Annotated in this window: 24 protein-coding genes; 11 read left to right on the top strand and 13 right to left on the bottom strand. The window is 70.2% G+C overall.

The annotated features are described in order from the left end of the window. Positions 1–145 precede the first annotated feature (145 nt). Positions 146–997 (top strand): prolipoprotein diacylglyceryl transferase, encoded by an 852-nt coding sequence (lgt, locus tag HHX35_RS08010; RefSeq protein WP_182898190.1) that lies wholly within the window; start codon positions 146–148, stop codon positions 995–997. On the opposite strand, the gene HHX35_RS08005 is transcribed toward lgt, so the two are convergent. From HHX35_RS08005 to HHX35_RS07980, 6 genes are all read right to left on the bottom strand, one after another. Then, on the bottom strand, positions 992–2,017 hold the full coding sequence (locus HHX35_RS08005; protein WP_220505115.1) for an alpha/beta hydrolase: 1,026 nt from the start codon (positions 2,015–2,017) through the stop codon (positions 992–994). The two genes, lgt and HHX35_RS08005, sit on opposite strands and share 6 nt — an antisense overlap. Next, positions 2,014–3,174 carry a glycoside hydrolase family 68 protein gene (locus HHX35_RS08000; RefSeq protein ID WP_182898189.1) on the bottom strand — a complete coding sequence of 387 codons (1,161 nt, stop codon included), beginning with the start codon at positions 3,172–3,174 and terminating at the stop codon, positions 2,014–2,016. Before HHX35_RS08000 ends, HHX35_RS08005 begins: the two co-directional genes overlap by 4 nt. 160 nt (positions 3,175–3,334) lie before the next feature. Beyond that, the gene (locus tag HHX35_RS07995) at positions 3,335–4,264 is read right to left on the bottom strand and encodes an ROK family protein (RefSeq protein WP_182898188.1); all 930 of its coding nucleotides are present in this window, start codon (positions 4,262–4,264) and stop codon (positions 3,335–3,337) included. Positions 4,265–4,269: 5 nt separating this feature from the next. Next, complete coding sequence (locus tag HHX35_RS07990; protein ID WP_182898187.1) at positions 4,270–5,094, bottom strand: carbohydrate ABC transporter permease; 825 nt, start codon at positions 5,092–5,094, stop codon at positions 4,270–4,272. After that, complete coding sequence (locus HHX35_RS44540) at positions 5,091–5,999, bottom strand: carbohydrate ABC transporter permease (protein ID WP_182898186.1); 909 nt, start codon at positions 5,997–5,999, stop codon at positions 5,091–5,093. The genes HHX35_RS07990 and HHX35_RS44540 overlap by 4 nt, the downstream gene beginning before the upstream one ends. A 68-nt stretch (positions 6,000–6,067) precedes the next feature. Beyond that, entirely contained in the window at positions 6,068–7,423 is a 1,356-nt protein-coding gene (locus HHX35_RS07980; protein ID WP_182898185.1) for an ABC transporter substrate-binding protein, read from the bottom strand. 142 nt (positions 7,424–7,565) lie between these two features. On the opposite strand from HHX35_RS07980, the gene HHX35_RS07975 reads away from it, so the two are divergent. Next, positions 7,566–8,627, top strand: coding sequence for a LacI family DNA-binding transcriptional regulator (locus HHX35_RS07975; protein ID WP_182898184.1), 1,062 nt, complete (start codon positions 7,566–7,568; stop codon positions 8,625–8,627). A gap of 142 nt (positions 8,628–8,769) precedes the next feature. On the opposite strand, the gene HHX35_RS07970 is transcribed toward HHX35_RS07975, so the two are convergent. Together HHX35_RS07970 and HHX35_RS07965 are read right to left on the bottom strand one after the other, a co-directional pair. Then, the gene (locus HHX35_RS07970; protein WP_182898183.1) at positions 8,770–9,384 is read right to left on the bottom strand and encodes a histidine phosphatase family protein; all 615 of its coding nucleotides are present in this window, start codon (positions 9,382–9,384) and stop codon (positions 8,770–8,772) included. 101 nt (positions 9,385–9,485) lie between these two features. Then, the gene (locus tag HHX35_RS07965; RefSeq protein WP_182898182.1) at positions 9,486–10,733 is read right to left on the bottom strand and encodes a PEP/pyruvate-binding domain-containing protein; all 1,248 of its coding nucleotides are present in this window, start codon (positions 10,731–10,733) and stop codon (positions 9,486–9,488) included. A 59-nt stretch (positions 10,734–10,792) separates the two neighbouring features. On the opposite strand from HHX35_RS07965, the gene HHX35_RS07960 reads away from it, so the two are divergent. The 3 genes from HHX35_RS07960 (at position 10,793) to HHX35_RS07950 (ending at position 13,640) form a co-directional block, all read left to right on the top strand. Beyond that, complete coding sequence (locus tag HHX35_RS07960; RefSeq protein ID WP_182898181.1) at positions 10,793–11,188, top strand: DNA-binding protein; 396 nt, start codon at positions 10,793–10,795, stop codon at positions 11,186–11,188. Continuing rightward, positions 11,185–11,820, top strand: a complete 636-nt coding sequence (locus HHX35_RS07955; RefSeq protein ID WP_182898180.1) for a transcriptional regulator — start codon at positions 11,185–11,187, stop codon at positions 11,818–11,820. The genes HHX35_RS07960 and HHX35_RS07955 overlap by 4 nt, the downstream gene beginning before the upstream one ends. Positions 11,821–11,885: 65 nt before the next feature. After that, on the top strand, positions 11,886–13,640 hold the full coding sequence (locus tag HHX35_RS07950) for a glycoside hydrolase family 15 protein (protein WP_182898179.1): 1,755 nt from the start codon (positions 11,886–11,888) through the stop codon (positions 13,638–13,640). A 29-nt stretch (positions 13,641–13,669) separates the two neighbouring features. On the opposite strand, the gene HHX35_RS07945 is transcribed toward HHX35_RS07950, so the two are convergent. Together HHX35_RS07945 and HHX35_RS07940 are read right to left on the bottom strand one after the other, a co-directional pair. Beyond that, positions 13,670–15,415 carry an FtsX-like permease family protein gene (locus HHX35_RS07945; RefSeq protein ID WP_220505113.1) on the bottom strand — a complete coding sequence of 582 codons (1,746 nt, stop codon included), beginning with the start codon at positions 15,413–15,415 and terminating at the stop codon, positions 13,670–13,672. A gap of 76 nt (positions 15,416–15,491) precedes the next feature. Continuing rightward, positions 15,492–16,232 (bottom strand): ABC transporter ATP-binding protein, encoded by a 741-nt coding sequence (locus tag HHX35_RS07940; RefSeq protein ID WP_182898177.1) that lies wholly within the window; start codon positions 16,230–16,232, stop codon positions 15,492–15,494. A 418-nt stretch (positions 16,233–16,650) separates the two neighbouring features. Here HHX35_RS07940 and HHX35_RS07935 point away from each other — a divergent pair, with 418 nt between their 5' ends. The 3 genes from HHX35_RS07935 (at position 16,651) to HHX35_RS07925 (ending at position 19,449) form a co-directional block, all read left to right on the top strand. Then, positions 16,651–18,051: a histidine kinase gene (locus HHX35_RS07935; protein ID WP_220505112.1), complete on the top strand. Its 1,401-nt coding sequence runs from the start codon at positions 16,651–16,653 to the stop codon at positions 18,049–18,051. Beyond that, entirely contained in the window at positions 18,015–18,659 is a 645-nt protein-coding gene (locus HHX35_RS07930; protein WP_182898176.1) for a response regulator transcription factor, read from the top strand. Before HHX35_RS07935 ends, HHX35_RS07930 begins: the two co-directional genes overlap by 37 nt. Before the next feature lie 238 nt (positions 18,660–18,897). Next, complete coding sequence (locus HHX35_RS07925; protein WP_182898175.1) at positions 18,898–19,449, top strand: FAD-dependent oxidoreductase; 552 nt, start codon at positions 18,898–18,900, stop codon at positions 19,447–19,449. Between the two features lie 66 nt (positions 19,450–19,515). Here HHX35_RS07925 and HHX35_RS07920 read toward each other — a convergent pair whose 3' ends face one another. Then, complete coding sequence (locus HHX35_RS07920; protein ID WP_182898174.1) at positions 19,516–19,932, bottom strand: PIN domain-containing protein; 417 nt, start codon at positions 19,930–19,932, stop codon at positions 19,516–19,518. After that, positions 19,929–20,135 carry a hypothetical protein gene (locus HHX35_RS07915; protein WP_079319669.1) on the bottom strand — a complete coding sequence of 69 codons (207 nt, stop codon included), beginning with the start codon at positions 20,133–20,135 and terminating at the stop codon, positions 19,929–19,931. Before HHX35_RS07915 ends, HHX35_RS07920 begins: the two co-directional genes overlap by 4 nt. Before the next feature lie 210 nt (positions 20,136–20,345). On the opposite strand from HHX35_RS07915, the gene HHX35_RS45085 reads away from it, so the two are divergent. Continuing rightward, entirely contained in the window at positions 20,346–20,606 is a 261-nt protein-coding gene (locus tag HHX35_RS45085; RefSeq protein ID WP_182898445.1) for a recombinase family protein, read from the top strand. Positions 20,607–20,618: 12 nt separating this feature from the next. On the opposite strand, the gene HHX35_RS07905 is transcribed toward HHX35_RS45085, so the two are convergent. Further along, positions 20,619–22,475, bottom strand: coding sequence for a serine hydrolase (locus HHX35_RS07905; protein WP_182898173.1), 1,857 nt, complete (start codon positions 22,473–22,475; stop codon positions 20,619–20,621). A gap of 167 nt (positions 22,476–22,642) precedes the next feature. On the opposite strand from HHX35_RS07905, the gene HHX35_RS07900 reads away from it, so the two are divergent. Then, positions 22,643–23,791 carry a sensor histidine kinase gene (locus tag HHX35_RS07900; RefSeq protein ID WP_182898172.1) on the top strand — a complete coding sequence of 383 codons (1,149 nt, stop codon included), beginning with the start codon at positions 22,643–22,645 and terminating at the stop codon, positions 23,789–23,791. Further along, complete coding sequence (locus HHX35_RS07895) at positions 23,769–24,422, top strand: response regulator transcription factor (protein WP_139579062.1); 654 nt, start codon at positions 23,769–23,771, stop codon at positions 24,420–24,422. The genes HHX35_RS07900 and HHX35_RS07895 overlap by 23 nt, the downstream gene beginning before the upstream one ends. Positions 24,423–24,544 lie beyond the last annotated feature (122 nt).

The following is a 24,544-nucleotide window of genomic DNA, read 5'->3' as shown; positions in this document are numbered from 1 at the left end:
CCGCAACCGAGGCAAACCGTCCCTTAGCGCGGTCCAGCTTCGCCAAGCATCAGAGGAAAGAGCCGCAGGGGGCTCCGCCCCCTGCCACTTTGCGATCGGGTCACGAAGGCGGCCAAGCGGCCTCACGTTGACTAGCCTCACCGGCATGCCCCTCGCCTCGGTGCCCAGCCCTTCCCAAGGGGTCTGGTATCTCGGATTCATCCCGATCCGGGCCTACGCATTGTGCTTCATCGTCGCGATCGTCTTCGGCACCTGGCTCAGCGAGCGCCGCTGGCGCGCCCAGGGCGGCGAGAAGGGCGCGATCAGCGACATCGCGGTCCCCGCGGTGATCTTCGGCCTGATCGGTGCTCGTCTCTACCACGTCATCACCGACTGGCAGACCTACTTCGGCCCGCGCGCGGTCAAGGAGCCCTACCGGGCGCTGTTCATCTGGGAAGGCGGGCTCAGCATCTGGGGCGCGGTCGCCCTGGGAGGCGTGGGCGTGTGGCTGGCCTGCCGCCGCCGGGGGATGTCTCTGGCCGCCGTGGCCGACACGGTCGCGCCCGGCATCGCGTTCGGGCAGGCGATCGCCCGCTGGGGCAACTGGTTCAACCAGGAGCTGTACGGCAGTCCGACCACGTTGCCGTGGGGCCTGGAGATCGACCAGGCGCACGGCGGCGAGCCAGGGGTGCTCTACCACCCGACGTTCCTGTACGAGTCGCTGTGGGACGCGGCGCTCGGTTTCGGTCTGATCCTGGCCGGCAGGCGGTTCACGCTGCGCCACGGCCGCCTGTTCGCCCTCTATGTCGCCGGCTACACATTCGGGCGGTTCTGGATCGAAGGGCTGCGGATCGACCCGGTGGGCGGAGTGGATCACGCGGTGACGCTCCTGGGGCTGCGGATCAACCAGTGGACCTCGATCGTGCTGTTCATCGGCGCGCTGGTCTATCTCTGGGCGACTCGCCGCGGCGCTGCCGAGCGCCCGGCTGAACGCACTGATGCCGCTGCTCCCTCATGACCGCTCGGTCGCCGGGCCGACCGTGAGCCCTGCGGCCAGAGCGTCGAGCATGCCCTGGCGGAACGCGCGCATGGAGGGCACGGTCGCGTGGTGGTCGAAGTCGGCGCCGTGGTACATGCCGGGCTCGACGACGAGGCCGACCGGCACGCCGGCCGCTTTCAGCCGGTCGGCGTAGCGCAGGTTCTCCGAGTAGAACAGGTCGAGGTCGCCGACGCCGATCCACGCGGGCGGCAGCCCACGCAGGTCCTCCCGGCGGCCCGCCGCGGCGTAGGGCCGGGATTCGGCGACGCTCGGCCCGTGACCGAGATAGCAGGTCCAGGCGTAGGTGTTGGAGCGCTGCGTCCATCCGATCCTGCCGCGTCCCCGATGGTCGCGCACCAGTGCCGTACGGTCGTCCAGCATGGGGTAGAGGAGCATCTGGAACGCCACCGGAAGCGCGTGATCGTGCGCCTTCTGCACGACCGAGGCGGCCAGCCCGCCGCCGGCGCTCGCTCCGCCCACCGCGACGCGCGCACCGTCCACGCCGAGCGCGGGGGCGACGTCGTGCAGCCAGCGCAGCGCGGCGAAGCAGTCGTCGAACCCGGCGGGGAAGGGGTGCTCCGGAGCGAGCCGGTAGCGTGGGCTCACCACCACGATCCGCAGGTCGCGGGCGATGCGGCTGCACAGTTCGTGGTCGCTCTCGGGGTGGCCGAGGATCGTGCCGCCCCCGTGGATCCACAGCAGCGCCCCGCCGGGGCGCCGGGGCCCCGGCGACTCGTACACGAAGGCGTCCCGTCCGCCGGGGACGTCGTGCCGCGTGATCGCCACCCCCGCGACCGGGTCCGTCGCCCGGCGTGAGCGCCGCCGGGCGAGGGCCAGGCTCCGCTTGCCGATGATCGGGCGCGGCAGCCACAGCGCGGGTGTCCTCAGCTCCGGCGCGACGGCGGACAGTGAGTGGTGACGACGCGCCGCGGAGACCGCCACCGAGGCGGCGGCGGCCGTCGCGAGCACTCCCGCCGCCGCGCCGCGCGACGTGCTCAACGCCCTGCTCCCGAGGTCACGGGAACGACCACAGAGGTGGCGTCCTCGTTCAGGATGAGTTCGAGAACGGGCGCGATCGTCCCACCGAAGGCGGCCCTGGCCTCGGCGGGCTCGGCCTGCCACGGATCCGCCCCTCCGGTGGAGCGGTAGTTGACGAAGCCAACGACCTTCAGGTCGGGCAGGACCACCCAGGCGTACGCCTGGTCGGGCTGTTCCGCGGGGTTGCCCAGCACGAGTCCCGAGCCGTTCAGCGGCGTGTACGGCCCGGTGAGATGGGGGGCGACGAAGCCGTAGAGCCCGGTGGGCGCGCTTCCCGGCGGGTGGAACGAGTGACGATGCGTGCAGAAGAAGAGATAGTACGACGACCCGTGCACCACGACGTGCGGCCGTTCGATCTCGTGGTTGACTCCGTCGGCCACGAGGAGCGGCGGCCGCAGCGACCAGCCGCCCGGTGTCGCGGCGGCGAGGGCCACCGCGCCCATGAAGGCGTGGTCCGCGTCGGCGGACGCCGCGACGGACGCGGCGACGAGCAGATACTCGCGCCCGTCGGCGGGGTCGCGGAACCAACCCGGATCGCGGAAGGCCTTGATCCGCCCGGGTCCTCCCTCGACCTCGTCGGCCGGCAGGTACGTCACGCCGTCCGAACGGAGGATCTCCCGGTGCTCGGCGGCCCGGTCCAGCAGGATCCGGCCGTCATCGGTCACCAGCCGGCCGCGGGCCTCGACGACGGTCTGGGCGAACGTCGGGCGGGCCTCCCCTCGCCGGCCCGCGGCCGTGTAGAACACCGACAGCGTGCCGTCCGGTCTGCGGACCGTCGATCCCGACCATTCGCGGCTGCCCGGCGAGGCTCCGTCGGCGAAGACGTGGCCGAGGTCGGTCCAGCCGTCGGCGTCCCTGGCGAGCAGCCGGAGGCGGGCGCGGTCATGACGCTCCTCGGGGTGGCCGAGGGCGGGCGCGGAGAGCGCGATCCACAACTCGCGGCCCCGCACCACAGTCGTCGAGCCGTCCTCCTCCTCCTGGATCGGCCACAGATCCCAGATGTCGTGCGGCAGCACGCGCGGCGGCGCCGGAAGGCCGATCACCGGTGCGGTCGTCGCCGCGTCGCCGGCCGGCGCGGCGAGGTGCTCCCGCGTCCAGCGCGCGGGCTCGCCGTTCACGCGGTCCCCCCGTCACGTCGCCGCCCGCCGGCGAGCACCTCGTGCGCGCCGGACCGGATCTCCGGTCCGGGCGTGCCGTCTCGCCGCCCCCATGCAGCCATGCGAAGAACCTCCAACTCAATCGCGCGGGCTGTTTCCCCGCGCGTCACGGAATGCGTCATCAGAAACGGGGTGAGTCCGGCGCGGCCCCTGCCGCGCGTGCGAGTTCCACGGCTCCGATCACCCCCGAGTGGTCGCCGAGGGAGGGGCCGGTGACGTACTCCTTCATGGCCGCGGGGCCGGCGGGCGCCGGCGCCCCCGGGTAACCGGCGGCGAGGGTGAGCAGCCGCGCCCGCACAGCCGGAAGCAGCGCGGGGTGCTTGGCGACGCCCCCGCCGACGACGATCCGCTCGGGCGACAGGGCGTAGGTCAGGTTCAGGACGGCGAGGGCGACGTACTCGGCCTCGAGTTCCCAGGCCGACGGATCGTCCAGGTGCTCGGCCGGACGTCCCCATCGCCGGCGCATCGCCTCACCCGACGCGAGCCCTTCGAGGCAGTCGCCGTGGAAGGGGCAGCTCCCCGCGAACGGGTCCCTGGCCGGGTCGTGGGGGACGCGGATGTGGCCGAACTCAGGGTGCAGAAGTCCGTGCAGGAGTCCGTGCACGAGCCCGTCGTTCACCACCGCTCCCACACCGACGCCGGTGCCCACGGTCATGTACGCGAACGTGCCGAGCCCCGCGCCCGCTCCCCGCCGCCATTCCCCCAGTGCCGCGGCGTTGACGTCCGTGTCCAGGCGGACGGGTACGCCCAGCGCGGCACGCAAAGGGGAGACGACGTCGACGTTCGCCCAGCCCGGCTTCGGCGTGGCCAGGATGTGGCCGTACGTCGGCGAACCCGGCCGCACGTCCACCGGGCCGAAGGTGCCGATGCCGAGCGCGGCGATCGGCTGACGGTCCTCGAAGAACCGCACCGCGGCGCGGATGGTCGTCTCCGGCGTGCTCGTGGGGATCACTTCGGTCGCGAGAACGTCTCCTCCGGCGTCGGCGACCGCGCACACCCACTTCGTCCCGCCCGCTTCGATCCCCCCGTAGACCGGAGGAAATCCGTCCACGCGCGTCACCCCTTCAGGGAGCCCTGGAGCAGAGCCGTGACGAAGCGGCGCTGGAAGACGAGGAAGATCACGAGCGTGGGGGTCAGGATCAGCAGCGATCCCGCGCACAGCAGTGGCATGTCGGTTCCCCACTGCCCCTGGAAGGCGCCCAGGGCCCCGGACATCGTCCGCTTCAACGGGTCGTCTACGAGGACGATCGCCAGGAGGAACTGGTTCCAGGTCCACAGGAACAGCAGGATCGCCAGGGACGACAGCGCCGGCATGGCCAGCGGGACGTGGATGCGCCAGAAGAGCTGCCACACGTTCGCGCCGTCCATCCGCGCGCTCTCGGACAGCGCGTCGGGCACGTTGACGAAGTGCGCCCGCATCCAGAAGACCGCGAACGGCATGAACAGCCCGATGAGCGGCAGGATGATGGCCCACCGGGTGTTCAGCAGCCCCATGTCGCGCACCTGGTAGTACAGCGGCGTGATGATGCCTTCGAACGGCAGCGTCAGCCCGAGCACGAACACGAGGAACACCAGGTTCCGTCCCGCCATCCGCAGGTGACCGATGGCGAAACCCGCCAGCGTCCCGAGGAGCAACGATAGGGGGACCACGCCGAGCACGATGAGCACGCTCGATTTGATCAGCTCGATCATCCGCGCGGCCTGGAACGCCTTGACGAAGTTGCCCCACTGCGGATCGCGCGGCCACTCCAGGCCGGACGGGTAGCTGCCGGACGGGTGCAGCGCGGTGACGAACAGGCTGACGAACGGCATGAGCGTGACCGCCATCAGCAGGACGAGCAGCACCCTTGCGGTCCACGTCTCCCGACGTCCGACGATCATGAGGACCTGTCCTTGGTGAGCCACTGGATGGGAAGGGCGACGAGGAGGACGAGCACCATGAGCACGACGGCCAGTGCGGACGCCATGCCCACCTGCCGCTCCGAGAAGGCCAGGTAGTAGATCTCCAGCCCGGGGACCATGGTCGCGTTCCCCGGACCGCCCTGCGTGGAGACGTAGACGATGTCAAAGCTCGCCAGCGCGGCGATCACGGTCACCGTGACGCAGACGCCGATCTCCTGGCGCAGGCTGGGCACGGTGATCGAGACGAACTCGCGCAGCGGCCCCGCTCCGTCCATCCGCGCCGCCTCGTACAGCGCCGGGTCGATCTTGCTCATGCCGGACAGGAGAAGGATCGTGCACAGGCCGAGCAGCACCCATGCCCCGATCACGCCGACCGCCGGCAGGGCCGTGGAGAAGTCGCCCAGCCACGCGCGTGCCACGCCGCCGAGCCCGGCGTACCTGAGCAGCTGGTTGACCACTCCGGTCGACGACAACAGCCAGCTCCAGGCGATGCCGGCGGCGACGAGCGGGATGACCTGCGGCAGGAACAGGACCGTCCGCGCCACCAGCGCGAGCCGGCTCGCGGCGATGCGGCGGATCGTCGAGGCGATCGCCAGGCCCAGCAGGACCGGGATCACGCTGAAGAAGACGATCAGCTTGATCGCGTTGAGGATCGAGGCGAACAGGTCGGGGTCGGTGAACACCTTGGCGTAGTTGCCCAGCCCGGCCCAGGTGGACGGGCCGATGCCGTCCCAGCGGTACAGCGAGTATTGGACGGTGAGGGCGATCGGCCGTAGTACGAAGACCGCGTAGACGATGAGCGCCGGAGCGACGAACAGCCAGGCGACCCAACTCGGCGTGCGGAGCCCCGCCGCGCGGGCGGGGCTCCCCTTCTTCCTCGTCACGGCTGCCGCTCCGGGGCTGGTCGCGGGGGGATCACCGCGCTGTCGGGAGTCGGCCGTGTCATCGGTGCTCAGCTCCCCCCGACCTGGCTCGTGTAGTCGCTCTGGACCGACTTAAGCAGCTCCGCGGGGTTCTGCTGACCGGCGACCAGCTTCTGCAACTGGGGCGTCCAGCTCTTGGCGTAGATCGCGCCGGTGGCGTTGGCGATGAAGTCCATCGAGCCGTTGTCCTCGGCGATCTTCGCCCCCGCCTCCAAGGTGCTCGCTGTGACCGTGCCCTTCGCCACCTCGGGCATGGGGGCGTCCGCCGGGCCCATCGGGTGCGACCCGCCGACCTTCACGCCGATCTCACGCGCCTTCGGGTCGGTGGCCACCCAGTTGAGGAAGAACGCCGCGCAGTCGGCGTTCTTCGCCCTGGAGCTGATCCCGTAGGTGAGGGGCGCCGACATGGCGGCCTGCTTGCCGCCCTGCTGCGCCGGCGGCATCAGGAAGAAGCCCACGTCGCCCGGCATCTGCTTGTCGAGGTTGCCCGACTCCCAGTCGCCGTTGAACATGAACAGGCCGTCGCCCTTGATGAAGCGGCTCATCATCGTCGCGTAGTCGACGGCGTTGACGTCCTTCCAGAAGTAGCCGCCCTTGATCCACTTCTCCAGGTGCTGCGTCGCCTGGAGGTTGGAGGGGGTGTCGATCGTGGCCCCCGGCTTCTGGTAGATCCAGTCGTTGATCGGCTTCGAGGGACCGTACGCGGCCATGAGGTCCTGCAGCGGGAAGGCGAGACCGCCGGTGGCCCCGCCGTTGAACTGGGCGATCGGGGTGATGCCCGCGCTCTTGGCCTTCGCGAGCGCGTCGTCGAGTTCGGCCAGGGTGGCCGGCGGGGACGACATGCCGATCTTGTCGGCGAGCTTCGTGTTGTAGAACACGCCGGTCATGCTGAAGTTCAGCCCCATGGCGTACAGCGAGCCCTCGCCGCGGGTCTTCCCACCGGGAGCCAGGCGCATCTGCTCCAGCTGGGAGGCGGGCCAGGAATCCCAGCCGAACGCCTTGGCGTAGCCGTCGAGGTTCTTCAGCAGGTTGTTCTTCACCAGCTCCGACACCTGGGGAAGCCGCATCAGGTCCGGCGGATCGTCGGCGAGGACGCGCGGCGCGTTCTGGGTGATCACCGCGAACTGGTCCTCGCGGATGTTCCACTTCACGTTCGGGTGCTGCTTGGAGAACTCGGTGCTGAGCTCTTTCGGCAGGGGGAAGCCGGTCTCTATGTAGGCGTTGAGCGTGACCGGCGCCGTGCCGCAGGTCGGCGCGGCCGCCAGGGACGCGCCGGTGGCCTCCGGCTGGGGGGCGTCGCCGCCGGGCGCCCCGCAGCCTGCCGCCAGCGTCCCCCCCATCACGACCGCGAGCGCGGCCCCGTTCCAGCGAGTTCGACGCGACATCTGCGTCTCCTTGATTGCTCGGGGACTCGCCGGCACACACCGGACGCCCCAGGACTCAGGTTTGCTAAATCGGATTAGCAGTGCGATAGTCTCATCACACGAGTCGCGGGGTGTCAACCCCCACATCGCAGGAGGTCATCCGGTGAGCCCACGACGGGTCACGCTGGCGGATGTCGCCAAGATCGCCGGCGTCTCGCCGACCACCGCGTCGCTCGCGTTGTCCGGACGCGGCCGGGAGTTGCGCATCTCTCACGATGTCGAGCAGCGCGTCCTCAAGGCCGCGGCCGAGTTGCAGTACCGGCCGAACATCGTATCCGTAGGCCTGCGAACTGGGACAACTCGGACTATTGGCTTTGTTTCGGACACGGTCGCCACGTCCCGGCTCGCCGGCGACATGATCAAAGGAGCACTCGAGGCCGCGCGGGAGCGCGGCTTCATGCTGTTCATCGGTGAGACGGAGGGAGACGCCGAACTCGAGCGGCTCCTGCTGCAGGCCATGCACGACCGTCAGGTGGACGGGATCATCCTGGCCGCGATGTACACGAGAACCATCAGGGTGCCGAAGGGCATGGCGGTCGCCCCCGCCGTCCTGCTCAACGCGCTCCCCAAACAGCCGTCACCGCTGCCCTCGGTCATCCCTGACGAGATCGAGGCCGGACGCGTCGCCGCGAGGGCTCTGCTCGACGCCGGCCATCGCGAGGGCATCCACCTGATCGGCGCCGGCCCCGGGCGGCGCAACGTCCCGCCGGGCGGAAGTGTCGCTGCCGTCGAACGGCTCGTCGGCATTCGCGAGGTGCTCGCCGAGGCGGGGGTCAAACCGGCGGGCGGCCACGTCACCCCTGACTGGCAACCGGAGTACGGCCTCGCCGCGACCCGGGCGCTGCTGCAGAAGGAGCGTCCGCGAGCGTTGATCTGCTTCAACGACCGGCTCGCCCTGGGCGCCTACCAGGCACTCGACGACTTCGGGCTCAAGGTGCCCGCCGACGTCTCCGTCGTGTCCTTCGACGACCACCCCATCGCCTCGTGGATGCGTCCCCGGCTGACGACGGTGGCCCTCCCCCACTACGAGCTCGGCCGTAAGGCCGTCGACGTGCTGTTCACGGAGATCGGCCGTGACCGCGAAGACGACGGCGGAGAGGGCGAGGTGCATCGCGTGCCGATGCCCATCCGCCCCCGCGAGTCGGTCGCGTCGCCGGGCGCCTGACCGGCACGCCGGCCGCCGCCATGGCAATTCGCACGGGAGCGGGTCGTCCGGTCGCGGGCTGACCGGCTGACCACGGCCGGCCTGGGCCGGAGCGGCATCGCCCAGCCCAGGTACGGAGTCCGTACGGGCAGTAGGAGCTGCCTCAGGGCCGGATGCCTGCGGGGAACCCGGTCCAGCGCAGGTCGGGCGGGAGGTGGCTCATGTCGTTGAACATCACGATCGTGGGCGGCAGCCCGTCGCGGTACTCGATCACCGTCAGTGCCGTGTTGGCGCTGTTCAACCCGAGCCACCGGGATGGCGGCGCGTCCAGTGCGTGCCGCACCAGCCACGCGATCGGGTAGGCGTGCGTGACCAGGACCTCGTGTGTGTCGGGCCGGGTCCCTTGCGTGGTTGGGTCGGGGACCTTCGCGAACCGGGCGATCAGGGCCTCGGCGAGCCTGTGGCCCGAGGCCGCCTCGGTGTCGTCGTAACCGTCGAAGAAGCCGGCCCAGGACGGGGGTGTCTCGGCCGGGCCGGGAACGTAGGGCACGTGGTCGACGAGTTCGGCGGCCTCGGTCACGGGCACGTTCGGTAGACGACGGGCGAGTTCGTGCGCGCTTGCTACGGCCCGTGGGAGCGGAGAGTGCCACACGGCGTCGACCGGCACGCCGGCGAGCCGTTCGCCCAGCAGGCCCGCCTGCCGGCGCCCGATGTCGGTGAGTTCCCCGAACGCGTCGGCCGCGCCGTGGCGTGCCAGGTAGAGGCGTCGAGTTGTCATGCGTCGTCAGGGGGCGGTCCCTGCGGACCGTTTCCCCTCTCCTTTCGACCGGTACGTGTGGGTTCGGCGGCGGACGCTTCGCCCGGGACGGAAGTGATCAGTCACGCGTTCGCCGCCGTGACGGTGCCGGTGGCGCCGTCGACGGTGATGACGGTGTCGTCGCGGAGCCTGCTCGTCGCGTTCGGAATGCCGAGGACGGCGGGGATGGCGTGCTCTCGAGCGACGATCGCGGCGTGCGAGAGCACGCCTCCGGTTTCGGTGACGACGCCGGCGGCGATGCGCAGCAGCGGCGTCCACGCAGGGTCGGTGAAGGGGCAGACGAGGATGTCGCCCGGGCGCACGCGCGCGAAGTCGCCGGGACCACGGACGATCCTCGCGGTGCCGGTCACGGTCCCGTGGCTGCCCGGCGTTCCGGTGAGTGTGGCGGCCGGCATGTCGGAGGCGCCGGAATGCGACGTCGGTGGTGGGGGTGCGGCGGTGACCGGCCGTGCCTGCAGAATCCAGGTGCGGCCGTCGGCGATCGCCCACTCGATGTCCTGCGGTCCGCCGAGCACGGCAGCGATCTGTCTGCCCAGCCTGGCCAGCCGCGCGGCGGTCGCGTCGTCAACCGTCGGCTGGTTCCGGGCGGCGGTGGGCACGTCGCGGATGACGAGCCGCGTGCCGCGCCGGTCAAGGCGCTTCCGCTTGTCTGCGACGGTGCGGGCGACTGACCCGTCCTCGGCGACGCGGTAGGCGTCAGGGGTGACCTTGCCCTCGACGATGCTGGGGCCGAGGCCCCAGGACGCCTCGATCCGGGTCCCGTCGTCCGGGGCCGCGGGTGTGAACATGACCCCGGACATCTCGGCGTCCAGATGGCGTTGGACGATGACGGCCATCAGAAGATCATCGGACGGTTGATCGTCGCGGCCGGAGGCGTCCCGGTAGGCGATGGCACGCGGGGAGAACAGCGAGGCCCAGCAGGCACGCACGGCCTCGGCGACCGCACTGACCCCGTGCACGGCGAGGAAGCTCTCGTGCTGACCGGCCGCCGACGCCTGACCGGTGTCTTCCCTCGCTGCCGAGGATCTCACCGCCACGGGTGGGTCGCCGATCTCGTCGAGCGCGCGTCCCAGCGCGTCGATCACGGCCGCGTGGACCGGGCGGGTCTCGATCGTCCGCCGCACCGCGTCGACGTCGTCCGGCTCTCCGGCGAACCGCCCGAGGTCCAGGTCGCGGACAGCGGCGAGGTAGGCGGCGAACGGGACGACGAAGCCGTCAGGAACCGGCAGACCCGCACGGAGCAACGCGCCGAGTGCGCCGGCCTTGCCCCCGCAGGTATCGGCGACAGCCTCCATGAGGGGTACGATCACCCGCTCCACCCTTCAACAGAAGATTGACAACAATTTGTTGATTGTGCATCCTGGGGCGCATGGATCGCAAGCACGACATGGCTCACGGCGTGCACGCCGACCACGTCCAGGCCCAGCGTGAGCGGGACGCGCGCGAACGTCTTCTGAGCCTGGGCGCAGATGAGCTCGAGGCCCGCCCGTGGCGCCCCTCACCCGCCCCGCTGTCGGCGGTCGACCTCGCGCAGTTCGCCGTCTGGCGCAACGCCGAGCTGGACCCGGAGGACATCCTGAGCGCGCTCGCCCTCCTGCCCGCCGCACGAGCCGAAGTCGAAGGACTCGAATCCGCCCTGCTGTTCATCGCCCGGAGCGCGGGTCTGACCTGGGCACAGATGGCGCACGTGATGGGGTTCAACTCCCCGCAGGCATGCCAGCAGCACTACACCCGCCTGGCGGCACGACAGGACGCCGGCTCGTGACGCGGGACGCTTCGCTCAGCCTCCTGGTCCTGCACGCCGTTCGCATCACCGGGTTCGCGGACACTCCGGTGATCGCTCGTCGGTACGGACTCGATGCGGACACGACGAAAGAGGTGCTGCGCGACGCCGAGGCACGTGGCTGGGTGGAGCACACCGCCTTCGCCGGCACCGGAGGCTGGTCGTTGACCGAGCCGGGCCGGACCGAGAACGAGCGCCTGCTGGCGGCCGAGCTCACACGCGTCGGCGCCGCCGACGAGGTCCGGGACGTCTACCGCAGGTTCCTCCCGCTGAACGCCCTCCTGCTACAAGCCTGCACCGACTGGCAACTCCGGCCCACCGCCGGCGATCGGCTCGCCGTCAACGACCACTCCGATCCCGCCTGGGACGCAGGAGTGCTGCATGAGCTCGCCTGCATCGACCGGGCGCTCACCCCCCTCGCAGACCGGCTCGGCCGCGTCCTCACGCGGTTCCGCGGATATGACACACGATTCACCACAGCCCTGGGGCGCGCCCAAGCCAGGGACGGCGCCTGGGTCGACCGCACCGACGTGGACTCCTGCCATCGCGTCTGGTTCGAGCTCCACGAAGACCTCATCGCCACGCTCGGCCTCGACCGGCACGCGGAACCCTGACCCCGCTGCGGGGCCCTGGCCCGCTCCCCCACAGGTGGCGACGGCAGGCGAGTAGCGTGGGCCACATGCGGATCGAGGACTACGCCCTCATCGGGGACACGCAGTCAGCCGCCCTCGTCGGTCGCGACGGATCGATCGACTGGCTCTGCCTTCCCCGGTTCGACTCCCCCGCATGCTTCGCCAAGCTCCTCGGTGACGAGTCCAACGGGTTCTGGCGGCTGGCCCCCACCGGACATGAGAGGGCCACGCGGCGCGCGTACGTCGACGACACGCTGATCCTCGAGACCATATGGGAGACCTCCACGGGGACCGTCAAGGTCATCGACTTCATGCCTCCCCGGCACGTCAACCCCTCCTTGGTCCGGATCGTGGAGGGCGTGTCCGGGACGGTGGACATGACCGCGGAGATCAGCATCCGGTTCGACTACGGCAGGATCGTCCCCTGGGCCCGCCGCTTCGACGGCCGCCTCCACGCCATCGGCGGGCCGGACTCGGTCTGGATCTCCACTCCCCTCCACCTGGAGGGCAGCGGCGACCGGCACACCGGCACCTTCACGATCGCCGCAGGGCAACGCCGGTCGTTCGTGTTCACGTGGCACCCCTCGCACCAGCCGGAACCCCGCGGCATCGATCCCAGCGAGCAACTCACCGAGACCAGCCTGTTCTGGGAGGAGTGGGTCTCCCGCTGCTGGCTCCCGGGCCGCCATCGCGCCGCCGTGGTCCGCTCTCTCATCACGCTCAAGGCGCTCACCTACAGCCCGACCGGCGGCATCGTGGCGGCTCCCACCACGTCGCTGCCCGAGCATCTCGGCGGGGTGCGTAACTGGGACTACAGATATTGCTGGCTGCGCGACGCCGCGATGACACTCGACGCCCTGACCGAATCCGGATACGTCACCGAGGCCGGCGCCTGGCTTGACTGGCTGCTCCGCGCCATCGCGGGCCGCCCGGAGGACCTCCAGATCATGTATGGCGTGGCAGGCGAAAGGCGCCTGCCGGAGCAGACGCTCGACTGGCTTCCCGGGTACGAAGGCTCCCGGCCGGTGCGAATCGGCAACGGCGCCGCCGGCCAGCTTCAGCTCGACGTCTACGGCGAGGTGCTCAACTGCTTCTACCGGGCCCGGAAGCTGGGGATGCCGCCTCACGACTACGCCTGGACCATCGTCTGCCGGCTGATGGACTTCCTGGAGCACAGCTGGGCCCAGCCCGACGAGGGTCTGTGGGAGGTACGCGGCCCGCGGCGGCACTTCGTCCATTCCAAGGTCATGGCGTGGGTGGCGGCAGACCGGCAGGTGCGGGCGATCGAAGAGCTCGGCCACACCGGTCCTCTCAAGCGCTGGCGGGCCATGCGGGACCAGATCCACGCCGAGGTCTGCGACAGGGGCTTCGACCGCGACCGCGGCACGTTCACCCAGTCGTACGGCTCTCGCGAACTCGACGCGGCGCTGCTCCTCATCCCGATCGTCGGCTTCCTGCCCCCTGAGGACCCCCGGGTCACCGGCACGATCGACGCGATCGAACGTGAGCTGATGACCGACTGCTTCGTGCTGCGCTATCCGATCTCCGAAAGCAACGACATCGACGGCCTGCCCGGAGCCGAAGGTGCCTTCCTCGCCTGCAGCTTCTGGCTGGCCGAAGCGCTCAACCTTGTCGGCCGCAAGGACGAAGCCATGGTCCTGTTCGAGCGGCTGCTGGCCCTCACCAACGACGTGGGCCTGCTCTCCGAGGAGTACGACCCCGTCCAGGGGCGCCATCTGGGCAACTTCCCTCAGGCGTTCACCCACCTGCACCTGATCCATACAGCCCTGGCGCTCTGCTAGTGCTGCCGGAACGTTCGCCGGCTTGATGCTCACGCGAGCTCAGATCGGAGGATCTCGGCCACGGAGCGGTGGGCGCCGAGGCGGGATGGGATGGCGGTGAGCCCTGCCACCACAAGCGGGGTTCCGAGCAACACGAGGAGCAGCCACCCTGGCGGTGGGATGGTGAGAACTCCGTGTCTGAAGATGTCGCACAGGTAGATGCCCGCAGGGATGCCGACGACGGCACCCGGCAGCGCGGGGAGCAGCTGCGCCGCTGACAGTCCTGCGCCGACCTGTCCAGGGGTCGCGCCGAGAGCGCGTGACAGTGCCGATGAACGCCTGGCGTCGAGCTTCGTCGCCCAGGTGACGGCGATCATGTTGATGGTCGCGAGAACGACCAACATGATCGTGATCATCGCCATCATCTGGTTGATCCGGTCGATCCGCGGATCGTCCACATCGTGGGAGAAGTGACGGGCCAGATAGGAATCGTTAGCCAGGATCGTGACGATCCCGGTGACGGTGATGGCGATACTGAGCGCGCTCAGGACGCCGCGGCGTGGCCGGCGGGCGGCCAGCCGCAAGCCGAGAAGCATGGGGACGGGCAGTCGTGCCGAGATGGCGATCAACCAGGCTCTGCGCCGTGGCGGGCGGGCCTCGTCGGCCAGTGCGCCGACCGTGCTGGTGCGGGCGGCTCGGATGGCGGGAACGAGCGTCGCGGCCAGCGCCACCGCCAGTGCTACGGCGAGGATGAGCACGATCGCGGACACGGTCAGCGATGGCGCGCCCGGGGTACCGATCAGGCCGGCACCGGTCCTGGCGAACGGCGGGGCGGCCAGCCATCCGGCCACCAGCCCGACCGCTGCCGCTGCCAGGGCCAGAACCAGATGCTCGGCGAGGAGCACGGAGGCGACGAGCCCTGGCGTGCCGCCCACCGCCTTGAGCAGTCCGACCCGCCTGGTCTGCTCCACCATGCGGCGGCCGACCAGCACGGCCAGGCCGGCGACCGCGAGCAGGCCGAACAACCAGCCGCCGATCCGCATGGCCTGCTGCGCGTTCTCCACCACCAGGTTGTCCACGTCAAGGATCCTCTGCCACGGTGACAGGATCGGCTCGGTCGGAGACCAGTCGGCGTTGTGGGCGATGGCGAACGCTTGGGCCTGGGCCGGATTGGCCAGCCTCAGGTTGAGGAGGTAGGACAGGGACCCCGCTGATGTGGCAAGACTCCTGGCAGCCGGCTTGGTAAGCCAGACCAGGCCGGGAGTGGGAAACCTCGAGGAATGGAGCAATGACGCCGGAATGCTGGCGCAGCCCATGCTGCAGAGGCCTCCGGGGTAAGCCGGAAGGCCGGCGGTGACCGCCGTCCCGACGACCCGGAATGAGCGGCCACCCAGGGTGACCTGATCGCCGACGTGAACGCCGAGCGCGTCGGCGAAGCTGCGCTCGACCACCACACCGCCGTCGCGCACCCAACTGCCCTGCGTCGGTTTCGGCTGGTCGATCGAGGCCGGGGCCAGGTCGCGCCCTTCTGCCATGACGTCTGCCGTACGGCCCCGTGCCCCGATCACGGTGAAGGCGAGCGGATACGGCCCGCTGTGGCCGGTGACGCCGGAGGCGTGGATCAGCGCGTCCACGACGGCGGAGACGGCGGACTGGCTGGGCCCAGCCGGGAGGCTCGCCACCACGTCCGGCCCGGCCGTCGCCGCCCGGGTCTGCTGGTACGGCTTGTCGGTCACCCCATACAGGGCGAGCCCGATGGTCAGTGTGGTGGTGGCGACCCCGATCACGAGGATCATCAACACCGCCTCGACCGGGCGTCGCCGCAGGTCTCGGCTGGTGAGGCGGAGAATGAGCAGGATGCGGCCCACTGCGTCAGCCCTCCAGCCCGGCGAAAGCGCCGGGGTCGCCGCTGGTGAGGCCCATCGTTGTGGTCTCGTCCACGAAGGCGCCGTCGCGCATCGAGATCAGTCGCTCCGCGGTGGCGGCGATGCGTGAGTCGTGGGTGATGATGACCAGCGCCTGGCCGGCCCTGTGGAGGCTGCGGAACAGTTGAAGTACGTCCAGTGTCGCGGCGCTGTCGAGATTGCCGGTGGGTTCGTCGGCGAGGACGACGAGCGGCTTGTTGCTCAGCGCTCGGGCCACCGCGACCCGCTGGCGCTGGCCGCCGGACAACGCCGAGGGCAGAAACCCGGCCCGGTCGGCCATGCCGACCCGTTCCAGCAGATCGACGGCCTGTGCTCGTGCCGCCCGCGGCGAGCGGCCGGCCAGCAGTGCCGGCAACTCCACGTTCTCCACCGCGCTGAGCTCGTCGATGAGGTGGAAGGCCTGGAAGACGAAGCCGACGGCCTCACGCCGCAGCCGAGCCAGGGCCTTCTCGCTCATCTGATCGAGACGGTGTCCGGCGAGCCGTATCTCACCGCCGGTGGGCCGTTCAAGCCCGCCGAGCAGATGCAGCAGGGTGGATTTCCCACAGCCGCTGGGGCCCATTACGGCCACCATTTCGCCCGGTGCGACATCCAAATCGACACCGTCGACGGCGCGCACCAGTCCCGTGGCTTTGCCGAACTCCCTGCGCAACCCGCGGGTGCGCAGTACCGAAGTGGTGTGGGTCATGGTTCATTCCTTCGCATTGCGGTCAGCGTGCAATCGGAAAGCGCACAGCGGCGCCGATATTGCTTGTCCGGCCCGCGGCCTCGCAGCATGGCGGTCATCGCATTTGCGCCGAGGCGGCCGTACGGCCTGGCGAGACGGGTGAACCGCACGTTCATGACGTTCCTCTCGATGTGCATACGGTCCGGTTCACCGGAATGCCGACCACGCTAGGGAGCGGCCGGCTGATGACGACATACGGCTGAGAGGCGTCTCGGAGGTGTATCCAGGTACACCTCCGATTGAGGGTTCAGCAGCACTGCGGGCCCGGCCACGTGCCCGGCACACTTAACGGGAGTGACCCCGGCCAAGGAGATCAGCAGTGAGCGGCACAGCGATGACCCCGGGCGCACAGATTTCTCGGCGTGGACCTTTGTCCTGGATGGGCGGGGGCCTGGTCGCCGCTGCCCGCGGGCTGGCATTCTGCCTGGCGTTCAGCGGGCTGACGCTGGCCGGGGCCGCCGCCCTGCTGGCGGCTCCGGCCCTGGTGCTGGCCGTGCTGACCTACGGCGGGGCGCTGCCCGGCGGTGACCATGGCGTCGTGTGGCTGGGTGTGGCGGTCACGCTGGTGCCCTGCGGCGTGCTGGGCGTGCGCTGGGTCGCCGGGCTGACCAGGCGGCTGGCCGGGAAGTGGTCGGGTGTGCCCATCGCCGTTCCCTACCGGCCGGATCCGGGCGGCGAGCAGACCAGCCGTTGGACGCGGCTCCGGCGGCGGACCGGCCGGCTGCTGGCCGACCCGGCAACCTGGCGGGACCTGCTGTGGACGGCCGTGAACGCATGCGGGGGCTGCGTTCTGGTCGCCGCGCCGGTCGGGCTGGTGCTCTATGGGCTGGGGGCCATGGTCGCGCTCGGCCCAACCGGGTCGCAGGCGCCGGATCTTCCAGCGCCTGCGGCCCCTGCTGCCCCCTCCGCTCCAGGTCCCACTCTGCCGGCCGAGACGCACTCCGAGGGCCTCATCCACTGGCTGGCCATCCCGCTTCACCCCGGCAGCCTTACCGCGTGGCTGGCCGTTCCGCTGGGTCTGGCGATAACCGCACTCGGGCTGTGGGCCGGCCGGCGAATGCTGCCCGCGTACGGCGTGTTCGCCCGCTCGATGCTGGGACCGACCCGTCAAGCCGAGCTGGCGCTGCGGGTCCGTCACCTGGCCCGGACCCGGTCCGACGCCATCGACACCGGCGCGGCCGAGATGCGCCGGATCGAGCGGGACCTGCACGACGGCGCGCAGGCCCGGCTGGTGGCGATGGGAATGACCCTGGACGCAGCCTCGCAGCTGCTCCACACCAGCCCCGCGGCTGCCGGGGCACTCCTGGCCGAGGCCAAGGATTCCTCCGTCAAGGCGCTGGCCGAGCTGCGTGACCTGGTCCGCGGCATCCACCCGCCGATGCTGGCCGACCGCGGCCTGTCCGACGCGGTCCACGGCCTGGCTCTGGACATGCCGCTGCGGGTCCATTTCGCCGGCGAGCTACCCGGCCGTCCTCCGGCACCGGTCGAATCGGCGGCCTATTTCGCGGTCAGCGAGCTGTTGGCCAACGTGTCCAAGCATGCGGGGGCCGATCAGGTGTGGATCGACATCAGCCATGGCGGCGGGGTGCTGCGGATCGGCGTCACCGACGACGGCCGCGGCGGTGTCGACCCCGCCCGCGGCACCGGCCTCCGCGGCGTCGAGCGGCGCCTTGCCGCGTTCGACGGCGTTCTGGCCGTCAGCAGCCCGCCAGGCGGGCCTACCATGGCGACCATGGAGATCCCGTGCGCGTTGTCATCGCCGAAGACCTCTTCCTCCTGAGGGACGGTCTGACCCGGATGCTCGAGGCGCACGGACTGCGGGTCGCTGCCGCCGTCGACAACGGGCCGGATCTACTTGCCGCCGTGACAGCGGACAAGCCCGACGTCGTCATCGTGGACGTCCGGCTGCCCCCGACCTTCACCGACGAGGGACTGCGGGCTGCGCTGGAAGCCCGGCGCCGGATGCCCGGGCTGCCGGTGCTGGTGCTGTCGCAGTACGTCGAGCAGTTGTACGCCCGCGAATTGCTGGCGGGCGGCACCGGCGGCATCGGTTACCTGCTCAAGGACCGGGTGGTCGACGGCGCCCAGTTCGTCGACGCGGTGCGCCGGGTGGCCGACGGCGGTACCGCGATGGACCCGGAGGTGATCGCCCGCCTGCTGGCACACAACTCCGGCGACGGCGCCGTCACCGCACTCACCCCGCGCGAGCGCGAGGTGCTCGCCCTGATGGCGGAAGGCCGCTCGAACGCGGCGATCGCTGCGCAGATGGTCATCACCGAGCGGGCCGTCGCCAAGCACACCGCGTCCATTTTCCTCAGGCTCGGTCTGCAGCCCTCCGACGATGACAACCGGCGGGTCCTCGCCGTCCTCGCCTACCTCAACCGCTGACCCCGCGCGCGACATGCCCATACTTCGCAGATCTCGATCGCCGGAGCCGTGAAGACCACGTCAGACACGGTCTACTCGAGGCATCGAGTCGGAAGGGTGTGTCGAGCCCCTGGACCCGGGTAGGGCACAGCACGGTCACGGAAAGTCAGCGCGCGAGCACTTTCCCGCAGCGGTGTCGGGCGATTGGTGCCGTCGGCGAACAACACCCGATCGAACGGGATAACCAGAAGGATGGATCATGAAGAAGTCCTTTGACGTCGTCGTGATCGGAACAGGGGAAGCCGGCTCAGCGGTGGCCATGAGATGCCGGGCGGCCGGCCGGAACGTGGCGATCGTCGATTCCCGGCCCTTCGGCGGTACCTGTGGGCTGCGTGGCTGTGACCCCAAGAAGGTGCTGGTGGGAGCGGCCGAGATCATCGATCGGAAACGTCGCGTGGAGGGCCGAGGCGTTGCTGGGGACCTGCGCATCGACTGGCCTGAGCTGATCCGTTTCAAGGCCACGTTCACCGACCCCTTTCCCCGGCAGCGAGAGGATGGCTTCGTCCAAGCAGGGGTGGAACCCTTCCACGGGCGTGCACGCTTTCTTGACCAGCGTTCGATCGAGGTCGGCCAGGACGTGCTCGACGGCGCTCACCTGGTCGTAGCAGTCGGCGCGTGGCCGGCCAGGCTGGGCATCCAGGGCGAGCGCCATCTCACCCGCAGCGACCAGTTTCTCGACCTGCAGGAGTTGCCTCGACGGATCGCGTCGTCAGCCCAGTCGCGCACCAGGCCGAAGGGTCACGTGCATTGACACCTGCTCGCGCCAGTGCCGTTCGGCCAACGGATCATCGCTCAGGGCCGCCGGGCGGAACGGTGCTCAGAGCCGCTCCGGCAGCAGCATGAGTGCACCGGTGTGCTGGGGGCGGACAACGGTGAAGTGGCGGCGGTCGAGCGTCGCCACTTCCGTGACGCCGACTCGCTCAGCAATGGCGATCACAGAGGCATCAACCGCCCCGAGGGGGAGACTCGCGTACGCCTCCACCAGGACGCTCATACGCTGCAGATCACGATCTTCGAGGTCCACCAAGGTCAAACCTGCTCCGAAGGAGCATAGAAACGCTGCCTCCGCTTTGCTTCCCTGCCGCTTCTCGACGAGCTGGCATACTTCGGTAACAACGGTCGCGGGGACGAGCAAGGGCCCTGGGTGGGTCCGTAGAAGTCGCGCACAGGCCTGATGGTGGCGGTCCCGGACGTTCACGGCCGCAACCAACGGACCCGAGTCAATGACGATCACAAAGAGTGATTGTCCTCTGCGCGGAGAATTTCCTCTGAGCGTTCCGCGAAATCCGGCTCCGCTTCGAGCAAGCCGATGAACGGCAGATCGCGCACCACAGGCGGCTCTTCGAGCTGATCGCGGACAAGCCTGAGCAGAGGAGCCACCTTCTCCTCTGGCAGCCGATCAACCAGGTGGTGGAGTTCCTCGCGCATCACGCTCATGTATCGAGTGTAATCAGCGGGACCGCCCCGGACAGTCGCGCAGCGCGACGGTGACCGCAATCCGCTGAGAGCGGCTACGTCGGCCCGGGCAGCCTGGGCTCCGGGCCGACTGGTTCCTGCAAGATCAAGCATCACCGGCGGTAAGGCCGGCCGGGCAGGAGACTCCGGTGCTACGAACGTGTATCTATGTGACCCACGCGCAGAGCTGCGATCTTCTGCCGGATCAGCCAGGACCACGCGGGCGCCGGACGCGGCGTCGCCCGTCAGGAAGCCGACTGCCGAGCGTTGATCGAACTCCGAGGGTGGGACGTGGTGGACGTCTACTCCGACAACGACGTCAGCGCCCACTCCGGAAGCCCCCGCCCCGCATGGCAACGACGCCTCCGCGACATCGAGGCCGGGACCGTCGACGCCATCGTGTGCTGGCACGTGGACAGGCTCGTACCAGAGCCTGCTGAGCCAGGCGGTTGAGTGATCAAGTGATCACAGGTGCCAGCCGAGCAGGTTCCAGTGCTGGCAGAACCAGAGGAGGGCGAGCAGTCCCGCCAGCACGACCACCTGGTGGCCGCGGGCCAGGACGCCCGCGCGCCGCCAAGCCCTCACGGTGGTGGCGATCGCGGCGACGGTGAGTGCGAGGACCAGCAGCGGCAGCACCAGGAGGACCTGGACGTTGGCCGGTACGCCGTACAGGATGCTCGTGTCGCCGGTCAGGACCAGCGTGAACAGCACCACGAACACCAGTCCGACCGCGGCGGCGAGCCCGGCCAGGACACGCCCGGCGCGCCAGACCCGCGGAACGGGACGCTTCCTGGCCCGGCGGACCACAGCGGCCACCGGCAGGCCGAGCACGGCGGTCAGGGCGGTGACGGCGAACAACAGGACGATGACGACATTGACCGGCGGGGTATCCCACCAGGGGACGCGTTGGTAGGCGGGGCCGTCCGTGGCCACGTACGCGACACCGCTCCCGCCGGTCACCAGCGCCAACCGCTGTGTGCCGCCGTCCTGCTGGTACAGCCCGGGCCCCAGCGGGCTCCACGTCGAGCCCCTGAAGGTGAGCTTCCCGCCCTCCACCCGCAGCCTGGTGGAACCGGTCAGGGCGACCACCTTCTCGATGCTGGACTCGGCGGACCGGGTGAGCTTGTAGAAGCCTTCGACAGGCATGACGGAAGCACCGCCGTCGGGCACGGCGCGCTTTCCGGGCAGGAAGTGGTCGAAGAACGCAGGAATGATCGTGGTCATGGCGTCGGCCCCGTCCAGACTGTTCGTGGAGACGAACAGGCCGAGGCCGGCGTCGGGCACCAGCAGCAACGCGCTCTGGAAGCCCTCCCAGCCGCCGTCGTGCGTGATCACGCGATGCCCGTTGAGCGTCTGCTCCTTGAACCCGTGGGCATACCCGTCGATGCGCGGATCGGCCGCGAACGTCCGCCGGTGCATGAGCCGGGCCGTCGGCTCATCGAGGATGCGCCGGCCGCCGAAGCGTCCGTCGAGCAGGTGAGCGATCATGAAGTGGGCCATGTCGTTCGCGGTGGCACTGATCGACCCGTCGGGGGCGAGGTTGTCGAAAACGAACGGCTTGCGCCGATACGCCCCGCCCTCGTAGTCGTAGCTGCGCGCCAGATCCGCGGCCAAGGGGGCGGGGACGGGCTCGGCGGCCGTGCTGTGCCGCATCGCGAGCGGGTCGAGGATGTGGTCGCGCACGTACTCGTCATACGGCTGCCCGCTCACCCGCGACACGATGTATCCGGCCAGCGCCGCCCCATAGTTCGAGTACGCCGACACCTCGCCGGGCGGGCGCACCCGCGCGGGCATGTTGTCGGCGAGATAGTCCGCCAAGGGCGGCACGTCGTCCTTGCTCCGCGACCCCACGCCGATCGTGCGGTCCTCGAACCCGGCCGTGTGGTCCATCAGGTCCTGCAGGGTGATCGGCCGGGGGTAGGTCGCGGGGATCCGGAACGCGGTGAGGTAGCGGTTCACGTCCGCCTTCAGGTCCAGCTTGCCCTGCTGAACCTGCTGCATCACCGCGGTCCAGGTGAACAGCTTGGTGATCGAGGCGATCCGGACCATCGAGGTGTCCGGGTCAAAGGGCCTGCGGTTCTCGACGTCGGCCAGTCCGTACCCCTTGCTGAAGAGCATCTTCCCACCGCCCACCACCGAGACGACCGCGCCCGGCACGTGGTTGGCCGCCAGCCCGTCCGCCATCGCGGCGTCGAAGAAGCCCGCCAGAGCACGTTCGTCCGGAATATCGGTAGCCGCCGCGGCAGGGGAGGCGACGCAGGGCGGCACGAGGATCATCAGCGCCGCGCACACCGCGACGAGCATCGAACGGAAGAGATACACGGGACGGCTCCTGACCTTGTCGAGGCCATCCACGATGCGGCCGGCGAGGGTGCGGCCACATCGCCATCGCGGCCACAGGCGTATGCGACGAAAGTCGGAGACCGCCCGGCGTACGGCATCGACGCCGGTATGAGGTGGCGCGCCGCCGCCCTGGCTACGCTGAAGCGATGCTGTCGTACCGCGCGGCGCTTCGGCGGGTGGCCGCGCTTGGGCCACACGCGATCAGCGCGGCCTTCGTGGCGCTCTGCCTCCTCCTCACCGTCCTGGCGGTCAAGACGCCGTGGGCGCCGCTGCCGCGACCCGTCATCGCCGCCGCCGGGCTGGCAGGCACGGGTGCGGTGTGGTTCCGGGGCCGGTGGCCGGTCGCGGTGGCCGTCGCCGGGGCGGGCGCGTACGTGCTGTCGGGCAATCCGGGACCGCTGCTGATCAGCCTCTTCTCCGGCGCGGGCACGCGCTTCCTGGCGCTGGCGGCGATCGGCATGGCGGGGTTCCTGGCCCAGCAGTGGGTGGACGGCGGCCGGTTGGGCACCGACGCGCTGATCTCGGCGATGACGGCCACCGGGGTCACGCTGGCGGCAGGGGCGTACGCCACGACCCGCCGCGAACTGACCCGATCGCTACGCGAGCGCGCCGAACGCGCCGAGACCGAGCAGCGTCTGCGCGACGAGCAGGCGAGGTCCGCTGAGCGCGGCCGGATCGCCCGGGAGATGCACGACGTGCTCGCGCACAAGGTAACGCTCATCTCGCTGCACGCCGGCGGCCTGGAGGTGAACGCGAGCGCAGGGCCGGAGCGCGTCGAGCGGGAGGCGGCGCTGATCAGGGTCAGCGCGCAGGAGGCGCTCGAAGAGCTGCGCAAGATCCTTGGCGTGCTGCGCGCCGGGCCCGACGATGACGACGGCTTCCCCGACCTGCGGCGGCTGGTGGACTCCTGGGTATCGGCCGGCGGGACCGTTACCCTGCACGGCGATATCGGCACGTGGCCACCGGAAACGGCCAGGGCCGCGCATCGCCTCGTCCAGGAGGGCCTGACCAATGCGCACAAGCACGCCCACGGGGCCCCGGTCACGGTCACGGCGACCGGGAGCAGGGAAGACGGCGTCACGATCGTGGTCGCCAACGGACGATCGCCCCAGCCGAGTCTGGAGACCGGCGCCGGGGTCGGTCTGGTGGGCCTGGCGGAGCGTTTCCGGCTGATCGGCGGAACCGTGCGCGGCGGGCCGGACGATGCGGGAGGCTGGCGTCTTGAGGGCCGGCTGCCGTGGCACGCCGCGGACGCATCCCCAAGGGAATCACATGATCAGGACACTGCTGGTTGACGACGAGCCGCTGATCCGCGCGGGGCTGCGGTTCATCATCGACTCCGCACCCGACGTGGAGGTCGTGGGCGAGGCCGAGGACGGCAACCAGGCCGTCGACGCGGTCCGTCGCCTGGGGCCCGACGTCGTCCTGATGGACGTCAGGATGCCCCGGTACGACGGCCTGACCGCCACCGGGGCCATCCGCCGGCTCGCCCGGGCACCCGCGGTGATCATCCTCACCACGTTCGACAGCGACGAGCACATCTTCACCGCCTTGGAGGCGGGAGCCTGCGGGTTCCTGCTCAAGGACACCTCGCCCCACGACCTGATCCGGGCGATCCGTCTCGCGCACGGCGGTGACTCGATGCTGTCCCCGCAGGTCACTCGGCGGCTGATCCACCGGCTCACCACCGACCAGCCCATACGGCGCCGCCGTGACGCGCTCGCCCGGTTGGAGGCCCTGACCGGCCGCGAGCGCGAGGTGCTCACCGAGGTCGGGCTCGGCCGCTCCAACACCGAGATCGCAGCCCGCCTGAACATGAGCGAGGCCACGGTCAAGAGCCACATCTCCCACCTGTTCGACAAGCTCGCCGTCACGAACCGCGTACAGGTGGCCATCGCCGCCTACCGCGCCGGCCTGGTCGACTGACTCAGCCCAGCCCCGCCACGATCTCGCGACCGGGCCCCCGTCTGTCCGTCCAGGTCGCACCGCAGCTCATTTCGGCGCCTCCCGCTTGCTCCGCGACGAGCCGGCGCCCCCTACCAGCGCGG

Origin of the sequence: Microbispora sp. H10830 (assembly GCF_014161375.1) — a bacterium.
Classification (GTDB): Bacteria; Actinomycetota; Actinomycetes; order Streptosporangiales; family Streptosporangiaceae; genus Microbispora; species Microbispora catharanthi.
The sequence above is the reverse complement of the archived record's forward strand: the minus strand, read 5'-3'. Positions and strand labels throughout refer to the sequence as shown.

Excerpts from the sequence above, each read along its gene's own strand:
- HHX35_RS07960 (WP_182898181.1), top strand. The coding sequence starts at position 10,793 with ATGGATCGCAAGCACGACATGGCTCACGGCGTGCACGCCGACCACGTC.
- HHX35_RS07990 (WP_182898187.1), bottom strand. The coding sequence starts at position 5,094 with ATGATCGTCGGACGTCGGGAGACGTGGACCGCAAGGGTGCTGCTCGTC.
- HHX35_RS07915 (WP_079319669.1), bottom strand. The coding sequence starts at position 20,135 with ATGAGCGTGATGCGCGAGGAACTCCACCACCTGGTTGATCGGCTGCCA.
- HHX35_RS07925 (WP_182898175.1), top strand. The coding sequence starts at position 18,898 with ATGAAGAAGTCCTTTGACGTCGTCGTGATCGGAACAGGGGAAGCCGGC.
- HHX35_RS07945 (WP_220505113.1), bottom strand. The coding sequence starts at position 15,415 with ATGATCCTCGTGATCGGGGTCGCCACCACCACACTGACCATCGGGCTC.
- HHX35_RS07895 (WP_139579062.1), top strand. The coding sequence starts at position 23,769 with ATGATCAGGACACTGCTGGTTGACGACGAGCCGCTGATCCGCGCGGGG.
- HHX35_RS07940 (WP_182898177.1), bottom strand. The coding sequence starts at position 16,232 with ATGACCCACACCACTTCGGTACTGCGCACCCGCGGGTTGCGCAGGGAG.
- lgt (WP_182898190.1), top strand. The coding sequence starts at position 146 with ATGCCCCTCGCCTCGGTGCCCAGCCCTTCCCAAGGGGTCTGGTATCTC.
- HHX35_RS07950 (WP_182898179.1), top strand. The coding sequence starts at position 11,886 with ATGCGGATCGAGGACTACGCCCTCATCGGGGACACGCAGTCAGCCGCC.
- HHX35_RS07980 (WP_182898185.1), bottom strand. The coding sequence starts at position 7,423 with ATGTCGCGTCGAACTCGCTGGAACGGGGCCGCGCTCGCGGTCGTGATG.
- HHX35_RS07900 (WP_182898172.1), top strand. The coding sequence starts at position 22,643 with ATGCTGTCGTACCGCGCGGCGCTTCGGCGGGTGGCCGCGCTTGGGCCA.
- HHX35_RS07970 (WP_182898183.1), bottom strand. The coding sequence starts at position 9,384 with ATGACAACTCGACGCCTCTACCTGGCACGCCACGGCGCGGCCGACGCG.
- HHX35_RS07935 (WP_220505112.1), top strand. The coding sequence starts at position 16,651 with ATGGGCGGGGGCCTGGTCGCCGCTGCCCGCGGGCTGGCATTCTGCCTG.